The organism is Rhodococcus sp. A14 (assembly GCF_011603105.1).
In the GTDB taxonomy this organism is placed as follows: domain Bacteria; phylum Actinomycetota; class Actinomycetes; order Mycobacteriales; family Mycobacteriaceae; genus Rhodococcus_F; species Rhodococcus_F opacus.
The window spans coordinates 23420-33764 of the sequence record NZ_JAAOQS010000099.1 but is presented as its reverse complement, the minus strand read 5'-3'; the positions used below and the strand labels follow the sequence as shown (position 1 = coordinate 33764).

The 10345-nt window shown below is 66.0% G+C and carries 8 protein-coding genes and 1 pseudogene; 2 read left to right on the top strand and 7 right to left on the bottom strand.

The genetic code is table 11. The features are described from left to right. Positions 1–449: pseudogene (locus tag G9373_RS35250) on the bottom strand (nitroreductase family protein); the annotation flags it as partial. Between the two features lie 178 nt (positions 450–627). Between G9373_RS35250 and G9373_RS35245 the strand changes: the two are divergent. Next, entirely contained in the window at positions 628–999 is a 372-nt protein-coding gene (locus tag G9373_RS35245) for an OsmC family protein (protein WP_240482879.1), read from the top strand. 22 nt (positions 1000–1021) lie between these two features. On the opposite strand, the gene G9373_RS35240 is transcribed toward G9373_RS35245, so the two are convergent. The 3 genes from G9373_RS35240 to G9373_RS35230 form a co-directional block, all read right to left on the bottom strand. After that, complete coding sequence (locus G9373_RS35240; protein WP_054246946.1) at positions 1022–2776, bottom strand: MOSC and FAD-binding oxidoreductase domain-containing protein; 1755 nt, start codon at positions 2774–2776, stop codon at positions 1022–1024. Positions 2777–2860: 84 nt separating this feature from the next. Next, on the bottom strand, positions 2861–3373 hold the full coding sequence (locus tag G9373_RS35235) for a hypothetical protein (protein ID WP_240960914.1): 513 nt from the start codon (positions 3371–3373) through the stop codon (positions 2861–2863). A 976-nt stretch (positions 3374–4349) separates the two neighbouring features. Continuing rightward, a complete protein-coding gene (locus G9373_RS35230) occupies positions 4350–5597 on the bottom strand; it encodes an amidohydrolase family protein (protein WP_120661071.1) in 1248 nt (415 codons plus the stop codon). Positions 5598–5869: 272 nt separating this feature from the next. On the opposite strand from G9373_RS35230, the gene G9373_RS35225 reads away from it, so the two are divergent. Further along, positions 5870–6616, top strand: coding sequence for an SDR family oxidoreductase (locus G9373_RS35225; protein WP_005563307.1), 747 nt, complete (start codon positions 5870–5872; stop codon positions 6614–6616). A 147-nt stretch (positions 6617–6763) separates the two neighbouring features. Here the strand turns inward: G9373_RS35225 and G9373_RS35220 are convergent, their stop codons facing one another. From G9373_RS35220 to G9373_RS35210, 3 genes are all read right to left on the bottom strand, one after another. After that, on the bottom strand, positions 6764–7945 hold the full coding sequence (locus G9373_RS35220; protein WP_167119573.1) for an acetyl-CoA C-acyltransferase: 1182 nt from the start codon (positions 7943–7945) through the stop codon (positions 6764–6766). Positions 7946–8017: 72 nt separating this feature from the next. Then, positions 8018–8944, bottom strand: coding sequence for an SDR family NAD(P)-dependent oxidoreductase (locus G9373_RS35215; protein ID WP_167119571.1), 927 nt, complete (start codon positions 8942–8944; stop codon positions 8018–8020). Continuing rightward, positions 8941–10275 carry an MFS transporter gene (locus G9373_RS35210; protein WP_240960913.1) on the bottom strand — a complete coding sequence of 445 codons (1335 nt, stop codon included), beginning with the start codon at positions 10273–10275 and terminating at the stop codon, positions 8941–8943. The genes G9373_RS35215 and G9373_RS35210 overlap by 4 nt, the downstream gene beginning before the upstream one ends. Between the last annotated feature and the right edge of the window lie 70 nt (positions 10276–10345).

Below are 10345 nucleotides of genomic sequence, written 5' to 3'. Positions count from 1 at the left end.
GCCACCGCGTCCGCGCTCATCCCGTCGGATGTCAGGTCGGTGCGCCATTGCTCCCGCATCCGGGTCAGCAGGGCGTCTCGGACGGTGCGGGTGCGGACCCACACGAACCGGACCGGGCGGGTGTGGTTCGGTGCGGGCGCGGTCAGGGCGTCCGCGATCGACGCCCGCACCGCATCCGGGTCGACCGGGTCGGTCGAGAACTGGCGGACCGAGCGGCGCAGCAGCAACGCCTCCGCCCGCCCCAGCTCGACCGATTCGGCGGTGCCGAGCCAGAACAGGTCCTCCGCCCCGGGCCGGATGACGTCCTGCGCTCTCGATCCGTCGTCCTTCGGCCGGAGTCCTCGGATCACGGCGACGGGGACGCTGCCCAGCTTGCCCTTCACGAGATCGCCCGCTGCGGCGATCTCGTCCGCCATCGCCACCTCGGTGACGAACAGTTCATTGCCCCGACGTCCACGCCGTTGGTGCGGATGCGCTCGAATGGCTGGCGGGCGCGCTGAACACGAGTGGGCACGCCGCCGCCGACTTCTACGAGGCGGTCCGGTGACTACTTCGCGACGTGAGCACCTGGTCGTACACGCACTGCTCGGGAGTCATGGCACGACTGTCACCGCGCGCAGGCACGAGTTGACGATCGACGAAGCGCCGCGATACGGCGGGCACGATTCCGGCGCAAATCCGGTCGAGCACATGCTCGCCGGTCTTGCCGCTGCCTCGCTGGTAGTGCTTCGGCTGCTCGGCGAGGTCGCGTTGGCCGAGTCTGCCACGCTCACAGTGTCAGCGAGCGTGAACGTCGGCCGCGTCATGGGAACCGATGACGGCGCCGCCATCGAAATGATTCGTCTGGACTGGCACGTGGCGAACGCCGAACACGCCGAGCGCTTGCGTGCGGCACTTCCCCACCTTGCGAGGCGTCGACCGGGGCAAGCTCTGATTGATGCTGCGTCCATATCCACGGAAGGGGTGTCCATCCGCGAGTTGACGACTGCGGGCGAGTAGCCAGGTGGGCCCCCGTGGCTCTTCAGAGATCGAGAACGAGGTCGGTTTCGGGTTGCGAGCAGCACAGGAGAGCCGTGCCCGGCGTCGGTGGCTCCAGGGGGTCCGGTCGGTATCGAACGGTCCCGGAGTGGATCGGGGTCTGGCAGGTGTGGCACACGCCGGTGCGACACGACCAGCGGGTCGGAACGTCGCAGGCTTCGGCGAAATCGAGGACGGTGCTGTACCCGTCGCTCCATGGCGCGGTGAGTCCGCTGCGGGTGAAGGTGATCCGCGGCCCCATGCCGGCGGGGCCAGGGGGCTGGTGCGGCGGAGCGTGGGCGGCGTCGGTCAGTCCTGGGTTGATGGCCGGGAGTGCTCCGAACAACTCGGTGTGGATACGGTCGGAGCCCACCCCAACACGCGTGAGTGCTTCGCGGACGGCGGCCATGAACGGGATGGGACCGCACAGGTAGGCGGTCGCGTTGGTAGGCAGGGCCAGGACGCCGAGGGCTTCGCGGCCGAGGCGGCCGGAGACGGCCGGCGGATCCACGACCGCTGCCGGGCCAGGGGCTGTGTAGTAAACGTGTTCATGCCCCCGGTCGAGGCCGGCCAACAACTTGTGCGCTTCGGCCGCGAAAGCGTGTTCGACGGCCGAATGAGCGGTGTGCAGCCACCAGATGTCGCGCTTGCTGTGGGCTGCGGCGAGTGCATGCAGCATCGCCAGAACGGGGGTCACCCCGACGCCGGCCGAGAGCAGAAGCACGGGCGTGGTGTCGTCGCGGTCTTCGGGAAGGACGAAATCGCCACGCGGAGAGGCGACGTCGACGGTGTCGCCGACACGCAACCGCGTGTGGAGATAGGTGCTGACGAGGCCATGGGTCTCGCGTTTGACGCTGATGCGGTACTCGTTGTCCGACGGGGTGGCGGACAGTGAATAGTTGCGCACCGGTGGAGGGTCGGCGGCGCCTGCGACGCGGAGGGTGAGGTACTGGCCGGGTTTCGGCCGGGTCAACGGGGCATCGTCGTGTGGTGCCAGGTAGATCGAAGCAACGGTTGTGCTTTCGGCGACGATCCGTGAGACGCGCAGCGGCCGGAAGCCGGCCCAGGCGTTCGATTCGGCGCCGGCGGGCGGCTCGCCGGCGCGCGCCGGGTGCTCTGCGGCGTCGAGCAGATCACGAAACGATCGCTGCCAGCCGGGGCTGAGCGCGGGGATGTCCACTGCTTTGCGGAGTTGGCCGATGTCCCGGTCGGGTAGGTACAGCAGCGCGTCGACGGCGGCGACGCTCATGCGGTGCCGGCCGATCCGGGTGCGGACGATCTCGTCGCCGGCCTGCACCTGCCCTTCGGTGATGACCCGGAAGTAGAACCCGGGCCGATGGTGGGCGACGAGCAGCGCCGGCATCTCGGGTTCACCCAGGCGCATTCCGACCCGATAACAGGTGACGCGGGGCTGAGTGACCTCGAACGCGGCGTCGCCGATGCGATAACGGTCACCGATGTGCACCTCGTCGTCGGGTAGGCCGTCAACGGTGAAGTTCTCACCGAATTGGCCATATTCGAGATCGTCGCGATCGAGATGCCGCCGCCAGAAGTCGTAGGACTGACACTGGTAGACGAGCACGGCACGAATTTCGCCGCCGTGGCCCTCGAGGTCGCCTTGACCGTCGCCGTCGATGTCGAGCGTGCGGGCCATGCGTGGACCGTCGACGGGGTACTTGAAGATGCCCGTGTGGACGGTCCGGCCTTGCCAGGGCACGTCTTTCGGCATACCGACGTTGAGCGACTGCAGGCGTGCCATTGTGCGACCCCTTACTGTTCGCGCGGAACAGGTTGCCGGAGGTGCCCATCGTTCGCGCCCCGGTCATCGCGATGAGCAGCTTCGTCATGTCGCAGAACATCCTATATCCAACTGTGATCTGCGCCACTCCTGACCGGTCCGATAGTCTGAACCAGCTTTCCGATCGACATCCGCGGCCGCGGAAGGACGCCGGGTCTGAGCGGATCGGTGGATCGGTGTGCGTTGCGGAACGAGCACGGTCAGGATGGCACCGACGGCGGCCGGCGCCGCGAAAGCCGCCAGTTTCCAGTTGGTTCCGGTCCCGATCGCGACGGGAACGCCACCGTAGGTGGGGCCGACGATCGCCCCGATCCGGCCCACACCTAGTCCTGTGGCACGGCTCCACGCAGGGTAGTGACCGCCGATGAACGTACTGAGAAGGATCTGGGTGCCGGTCGTGCCGACTCCGGCGAGCAACACCAACAAGTAGACGACTGCCAGTTTGATCCCGTATCGGTCAGCGAGTACGGCACCGCCGAGGGCACCGACGGCGCCTCCGAGGTTCCGGGTCAGGAGGAAGGACAGGGACGGGCCCAGAGGGTACCCGGCCGATCTCATCAGAGACGTTTATCTGAACGACGAACGCACTCCTGGAGTGTGTGAACGCCGCGAACCGGACCCGTTCGCCTCGTCGCGTACGTGGGTTGCCGGCGGGCCGAGGACCTCCTCCTGTGGGCGCACACCTGACGACGGTGACGCGATGTGCACAGCCCCGTGACCTTCGCGACCAGCTCCGGATCGGTAGAGAACTTGAACGTCTCACTGCGCCAGGGCCTGACACCGCACTGCGGCTGGTGCCCAGCGGATCATGTCGGGCGCGACGCGGTACACGGAGCGATGGCCAGACCTGCACAGGGCAATCGCCAACCGCTGAGCCACCTGGTAATACCGTGCCCGTATCGTCCCGGGTGGCTCTGCGGCGGCGACAAGGCAAACGCCGGCTCGGCGGCCCTGCCAGCAGGCAGCAGGCAGCAGGCAGCAGGCAAGAGTCCCCTTGGAGTGATGTTAATGGTTGTGCATAGCGCTGTGATTGCGGTGACCTTATCTTCTAAGGGATTTCGGCGTGCCCGGCCGAGGAGGTCTACCCGTTTGCGCGCAGCCCCGCCATCGATTCCGCGGATAGTTTGCAGCGGTTGCCGACAGGCCAAGAGGCCCGTGAAGCTGGCGCATCCGGCCTTCCTGTTGGCGATAGCCACGGCACTCGGCCTCGGGCGCGAATCGCTACGCCATACACACAGCGACCTCGAAGAGCCCGGTTGCGCCCATCCCTCCGCCGACGCACATCGAGAGACGGCGCACCGGACTCTCCGTATCGGCGCGAGTATCCGGCGAGCTTTTCGACTACGACCGTCCTCATTTATCCACGGCGGCGAGCGTATGGTGTCTCACTCCCCCGTCGCGCGTGCGCGCTGCCGGTGATAGAACGCGAGGAGCGAACGCGAGTGGGGAAGTTCGAGAAGCCCTCTCCCGCAGAGAGAGTTTACCTACCATAGCAATGAGCGGCGCCCACTCGTGCACACCGATTCGTAGGCGATCAGACCGCCGGCTGGCCGATCTTCGAGGACCTATCCGAGTCTCGCGGGACGCGGGAGAGTTTGTCTCCGCGCCGCCAAATACCCGCGATCGAGAGAGTAGCTGTGATCTCCTCCGTGGGATCACCCTCGACCAGAAGTAGGTCAGCCTGAAGACCCGGTGCGATTCGGCCTCGGTCACTGAGACCGAACCGTCGGGCGGGCAATGACGTCGCCGCGCGCAGCGCCTGCACTGGCGACAGACCTGCTCGGACGAGAAGCTCGAGCTCGCCGTGCATGCTCACTCCGTGCGCCGTGCCGACCACACCAATGCCTGCCGCATCAGTGCCTGCCAAGATGTCCACTCCGGCTTCGTGCATCCGTCGTGTTGCTTCAATCGCATGGCCTATGGATCCCGGGGAGCCCAGCTGCCAGCATTGGCACAGATTCTCCCGCCACGAAGCCGGGATGAGTGGACGGGCTCTGTCGTCGTTGGCGAGGTGAGTCCCATCGATGTCACTCGCGAGGGAACCAACCGTGCTGAGTGTCGGCGTGATGAAGACTCCAGCATCGAGCGCCTTCGCAATGATCTCGTCTGTGGGCGGGCGATCGAAGAACATGTGCACGAGTCCATCGACACCGGCGCGAAGAGCCTGCTCCGCACCGGCCAGTGAAGTGACGTGCGCAACCGCCATCTTCCCGTGGTCATGTGCCGCGTTTGCGATGGCCCGCGCCACGTCCTCACCGAGGGTGGGGACATCGTGCCCGAGCGCAGTACCGTCATCGATGAGAAGTTTGATGTAGTCCGCGCCCTCCGCCACACGTGCGGCGACAAACGCGGAGGCATCATCGAGGGATTTCACCACCGGATACTGCTCAGCGAAGTAAGTTCCGATCATCATTGACGGATGCCCACCCAACACGGTGGCGCCGATGGATGCGGACCGCACATCGGCGAGGTCGTTGCGTTCCGCGGCGTCACGCCGCTGCCCGTCCATCCATTCCGGGCAGGAGAACATGTCGAGTTCCGTTGTCACGCCGAACAATAGGGAGTCTTTCAATGATGGCGGCTGCGCATGAGTGTGACTGTCGATCAGTCCGGGAAGCAGAGTCTTGCCCCGCCCGTCGACGACCTCGATCTCGTCAGTCGAGTCGAACTCTGCAGTGACCGCCTCGATCAACCCGCTCCTGACGTGGACCGTCGAGCGCTCGACAACCTTCTCTCCGTCAAAGACCCTTACATCCCTGATTACGAATTCTGTGCGAGTCATCGCCCCTGCCATCCTTGGTCGGTACATCTACATTGATGTAAGATATTGAACAAGGACGTAAACGATTGTGTCAAGGGCCACACCCGGGAATCGCGTCCTTTCGGATCCATCGCCCGGACGCGCGGTGCCCACACAGCCAGTGCAATCTCGCCGGCGGAGCCGCACCGGCCGCGCACAACTATCGCGAGGTCGCATTTCGGCATCTGGGCGATACCAGAACGCCACCCGAACAACCACATGCCACAACGAACACGAGCAGAAAGCAGGATGCGATGAACGGGAATCAACGAGCCGCAATCGTCACTGGCGGATCCGCAGGAATCGGGCTGGCGATCGCCGAAGCGCTCGCAGACGAGGGCTACAACCTGACAATCGTCGCGCGAGACCAGAGCAAGCTCACCGAGGCTGCGACCCACCTGCGCGGGCGTGGCGTCGAGGTCCTGCCGGTGTCCGGAAATCTGGCCCATAGCGCCGACTGTGAGGCCGCCGTGGCCTCGCACGTCCAGCAGTACGGCCGCACCGATGTCCTGATCAACAATGCCGGCCTGGGCCTGAGCGGAAATATTGCCGACTTGGCGACGCCGAAGCTTGACCTCCATTTGAATCTGAACCTTCGGTCCGCTTACCTGCTGATGCAGAGCTGCATTCCGACACTGCAAGTGGCGGGAGCCGAACACGGTAAGGCGTTGATCGTCAACGTGAGCTCGATCTTCGGCAAGCTGCCGCGGGCAGGAGTGGCCGCCTATTCGATGACCAAAGCGGCGATGATCGCCCTGAGCCAGTCGGCGCACGGCGAACTCAGCCGTCTCGGCATCCAGGTCACCGCCATCTGCCCGGGACTGGTCGAGACACCCGGATCCTCGTGGATGGAAAAGGACCCCAGTGCCATGCTGCCGCCCTCGGACGTGGCCGAAGCGGTGCGATTTCTTCTGCGCACCTCGCCGCGGTGCGCAGTTCCCGAAATCACGCTGACCACCCCCGGGCCCGACGTCCACTATGTCGACCTCCCGTGGACCTGACAGGCCCTAGCTGCCAGAAGGCTCCTGCACCGTCACCCCGGCTTCGGGGTGACGGTGCAGGAGCAAGATCCGCCGGGCGTGACATTCGAACTCGGCGTCGGCCTCATTTCCCGCACGTAGGGCAAAAGCCCTGCCGGATGGCGGGTTTCAGTTGACTTCGAAGAGTCCGGCTGCGCCCATCCCGCCCCCGACGCACATCGAGATCACGACATACCGAGCGCCTCGGCGTTTACCTTCGATGAGGGCGTGGCCGACCAGGCGGGCGCCGGTCATCCCGTACGGATGACCGATCGAGATTGCGCCGCCGTTGACATTGAATCGGTCGGGGTCGATGCCGAGATGATCGCGGCAGTAGACGGCTTGGGAGGCGAATGCTTCGTTGAGTTCCCACAGACCGATGTCGTCGACAGCGAGGTTGTGCTGCTCGAGTAGTTTCGGGATCGCGAAGATCGGTCCGATTCCCATCTCGTCCGGTCCGCAGCCGGCCACGGTCATGCCGCGGTACACGCCGAGCGGTTCGAGACCGCGGCGTTCGGCCTCCTTCGCCTCCATCAGAACCGATGCCGAGGCACCATCCGAGAGCTGGGAGGCGTTGCCGGCCGTCACGCTCGACCTGTTCGTCACCTCACCGTCGAGAAGGACCGGGCGCAGTGCGGCGAGCCCGGCCGCAGTGGTGGAGGGACGGTTCCCTTCGTCCCTGCCCAGCTGGACGGGTACGTTCCCATCCTCGGTGGTCTCGAGGCTGTCGAGGGGAACGATTTCGGCGTCGAAGCGGCCCGCGGCCTGCGCTGCGGCGGTTCGCTGCTGGGACAGCAGCGCGAACTCGTCCTGACGGTCTCTGCTGACCTTGTACCGTTCGGCCACGATTTCGGCCGTGTGCAGCATCGGCAGATAGGTGCTCGGGAGGTTCTCGACCAGCCAGGGGTCGGTGGCGCGGTATCGGTTCTGGTGTTCGTTCTGGACCAGGGAGATCGACTCGACGCCGCCGCCGATCGCGATCTGCATGCCGTCGCCGACGATCTGCTTGGCGGCAGTGGCGATGGCCATCAGCCCGGAGGAGCATTGCCGATCGATGGTCATGCCCGGCACAGAAGTGGGGAGCCCGGCGCGCAACGCGGCCTGGCGGGCGATGTTGGTTCCGGACGAGCCCTCCTGCATGGCGCAACCGAGGACGACGTCCTCGATCTCCTCGCCGTTGATTCCGGCTCTTTGCGCGGCGTGGGCGATCGCGTGTGCGGCGAGCTGCTGGGGCTGGGAGTTGTTGTAGGAGCCTCGATACGCCTTGCCGATCGGCGTGCGTGCGGTCGAGACGAGGACGGCTTCCCTCATGTGGTGCTCATTTCTGGACGAAGTCACACGGTGATGGTTGGTGTGACAGTTGGTGACGCCGGGCTCGCAGGGTCAACGGGCAACTGTGCCGGCTCGGGTGGCGGAGTCGACGAAGTGCTGAATCTGGGCGGTGGTGCTGTCGGTGCCCGACTGCACGCTCGAGTCGCTGATCTGCGGCCAGTGGCGGGCAACATCGTCGGGGGTTCTGGCATCGGCGGGGAGGAAGACGCCTTGGGATTCGAGCATGCGGCTGACCGCGAATGTTCCACCGCCTGCGCCGAGGATCGTCTTGGTCGGCGCGTCCGTGGACACCAGGAACAGTGCGCCGGGTGTGATCGACTCCGGGGTCAAGATTTCGGCGGCCGTGGCGTCGAAGATCGATTCGGTCATGTGGGTCGTCGCGAGCGGTGCCAGAGCATTGACGTGGATGCCCTTGGATCGGCCCTCGATGCCGAGCACGTTCATCAGCCCGACCAGCGCGGATTTTGCTGCAGCGTAGTTGGCCTGCCCGAAATTGCCGTAGATTCCGGAGGCGGAGGTAGTCATCAGGATTCGGCCGTAGTTCTGAGTGATCATGTGTTGCCACACGGCCTTGCTGCAGTTCACGGCGCCCATCACATGGACGTCCAGGACCGTGCGGAAGTCGTCGAGACCAGCGTTGCGGAAACTGGCATCGCGCAGGATCCCGGCATTGTTGATCAGGATGTCGATTCGTCCCCAGGCGGAGAGAGCGCGGTCGATCATCGCAGTGACCTGCGTGTAGTCGGTGACGTCGGCGTGGTCGGCGATCGCCGAGCCGCCGCGGGCGGTGATCTCGGCGACGACACGGCCCGCGGGGGTGTCCGGAGTGTCATCGGCGGAGCTGACCTCGGGGGATCCGCCGATGTCGTTGACGACGACATGGGCGCCGTGGGCCGCGAGGGCGAGGGCGTGAGCGCGGCCGAGTCCACCGCCGGCCCCGGTGACGATGGCGACCTGTCCGGCGAAATCGATGGTCATGACACAGCCTTCCGGTCGGCGGGCTCGGCCGCAGGGGTGAGGGTGGTGGTCGTATCGCCCGTGGCGCGGCGCGGTACCAGGAGGGTCACGACGGCTCCGACGACGGCTGGCAGCGCGAAGGCGAACAGCTGCCAGGTGGTATCGGCGCCGAGTGCAACGAAGAGTCCGCCGTACGTGGGGCCGATCATGGCACCGATCCGCCCGACTCCCAGTGCCATTCCGAGTCCGGTGGCCCGGCAGGATGCGGGGTAATAGGTACCGATGTAGGTGTTGAGCAGGATTTGGGTGCCCGTGGTGCCGAGCCCGGCCAGCATCACCAGCAGGTAGATCACCGCAAGTGGTGGGGCGGTCGCTATGGCCAGCAGCGACAGTGCGGCGCTGAGGAAGAAGGCGACTGTGACGGGTTTGATGCCGTACCGGTCGGCGAGCGTGGCACCGATGAGTGCTCCTGCCGCACCGCCGACGTTCAAGGCGAGCAGGAAGGACAGGGCCGCTCCCAGCGGGTAGCCGGCAGATTTCATGAGCGCGGGAAGCCAGGTCGCGACGCCGAACAACACGAGAAGGCAGACCAGGGTCATCGCCCAGAACAGCAATGTCGCGAGGGTGCGCTCGGTGCCGAAGAGTGCGCGCAGCCCGCGTTCGGGTGTGGCAGCGGGGTCCGGCCCGGAGATGGAGTTGAGGTCGGCGGGGAGGCCGAGGTGATATCGGTGAGCGATCGCTGTGGCAGCGTCGTGCCGGCCCCGGGAGGCGAGATAGGCCGGTGATTCCGGGAGGTACCGGAGCATCACGGGCAGGAACATGAGTGCAGGCACCATACCGGCCAGGAACATAGCCCGGAACCCGTACTCGGGCACGAGCCACAGCGAGAGCACCCCGGCAAGTATCCCGCCGATGCTGGTGCCGACGAACCCGAGCGCCACCGACCTGGCCCGGGCGCCCGGGGCGGCGAACTCGATCAACGTCGCTGCCGCGGTGGGCATGAGGACGCCGGCACCGAGACCCACGACAACCCGCCCGATTCCGAAGACCGCGGGGGTGGGCGCGATCGCACACACGCCCATCGCGGCGGAGAACACAAGGACGGCGGCAAGGAGTGTGCGGCGGCGGCCCCATCGGTCGGCGACGGCTGCGGCGAGCAGAGCGCCGACCAGCATGCCGACGCCGACGAGTGAGCCGAGCATTCCCACGTCGGTTGCGTCCAGATTCCAGGGGGCGTAACTCAGCAGTGACGGAACCACAGTTCCGAACATCAGAAGGTCATAGCCCTCGAGGACCAGTGCCATGAGGCAGAGCCCGACGACGGGCGCTGAGGGAGGGATACGAACAGACATTTGTTGTCTCCGCTCGGAGAGGGAGTGGCCCCGCCTGCGCCGCTGAATGTGGGCCAGGCGGGGCCACCGG